Source organism: Corallococcus sp. AB018 (assembly GCF_003986945.1).
GTDB lineage: Bacteria > Myxococcota > Myxococcia > Myxococcales > Myxococcaceae > Corallococcus > Corallococcus exiguus.
This window is the reverse complement of the sequence record NZ_RAWR01000452.1, coordinates 1-1,147: the sequence shown is the minus strand read 5'-3', so window position 1 is coordinate 1,147 and position 1,147 is coordinate 1. Positions and strand designations below refer to the sequence as shown.

At 71.5% G+C, this 1,147-nt stretch carries 1 protein-coding gene; it reads right to left on the bottom strand.

Annotation, left to right across the window (positions count from 1 at the left end):
• Positions 1-260 precede the first annotated feature (260 nt).
• Positions 261-803: a hypothetical protein gene (locus D7Y11_RS42645; protein ID WP_169822792.1), complete on the bottom strand. Its 543-nt coding sequence runs from the start codon at positions 801-803 to the stop codon at positions 261-263.
• Positions 804-1,147: the final 344 nt, after the last annotated feature.

The following is a 1,147-nucleotide window of genomic DNA, read 5'->3' as shown; positions in this document are numbered from 1 at the left end:
CGACAAAACATGCCGATCCGTCCGACCGGCGGAGCGCGCGGACCCCCATCCACGCGTTCCAGCGTTCGAACCTGTGTGCGCGCTCACCGCTCCCCCGAGCAGGAACACGCTCCCTCAAGGCGCGTCACGGACCCCCATCCATGACAGCGCACCCTCCCGCCAGCCCCCGGACCCTTCCTCGTTGAGGAGTGTCAAGCCGGACGGATCGACAAACCGTTACAACCAAACCCTGGCGCCTTCCTCGCGCCGTGAAAGCCTGCTCAATGCATGGCGGACCGCTCGTCGCGGCGGCCCATGGGGGCCTTGCGCGCGTGCGACGGCCGCTCGAAGTACTCCACCACCAGACCGCCGAACGGCACCCGGGGCCCATCCGCCTTCGGGTCCGCCATCCGCTGGAGCAGCGCCACCGCGCTGTCCACGGCCTCGTCAATCGCGCGGTTGATGCGCTGGCGCTCCGTGTCCCCACCGCCCAGGACCTCCAGGGCGTCCACCAGGCACCGCCGCAGCAGTGCGAACTCGTCGTGCAGGGCCCGCGCGCCACGCTCCGGCGCCAGGCGCAGCACCGCGCGGGTGCGGCTCCAGGGGCTGGACTCCACGCCCTCCAGCGTCAGCCCCAGCTCCCGGACGAAGGGCTCCACCAGTCCGTCCAGCAGGCTTGCGCCCGGCACGCCCTGGCCCTCGTGCGCCGCCAGCCGCATCCGCCGCCACAGGGCCGCGATGCGCTCCGGCTGCTTGCTGAAGACCCGGGCCGCCCCGGCCTTCTTCCGTCCCCGCTCCGCCGCCATGTCCGTTGTCGTCCGCATCGCGAACAAAGACATAGCAAGGGCTTTGCCAACGCCAGACGGTTGCTGGTTCCCAGTGAATCCGCCCATTTGGGCAACGAGCCCGCCCTGGAGGGTGGCCGGAGGACGTAAATCCTACGGGGCGGATGTTGAAAGGCTGGGGGCAGGGGAAGAACCTTCCCTGCCTGGGCACGCCGCGCCTCTCAGTGGAGCGTCGGCTTGGGCGGGCGGCCCGACGGGGCCTCGCCGTCCAGCTCGTACTCGCCGCTGGAGGCCTCCGGCTCCTCGTCCTCCATGTCCGGACCGTCCGGGCCTTCCGGATGGCCCGCGCCCGACTCCAGGGCTTCCGGCGCGCCCTCCAGGGC

Excerpts from the sequence above, each read along its gene's own strand:
- D7Y11_RS42645 (WP_169822792.1), bottom strand. The coding sequence starts at position 803 with ATGCGGACGACAACGGACATGGCGGCGGAGCGGGGACGGAAGAAGGCC.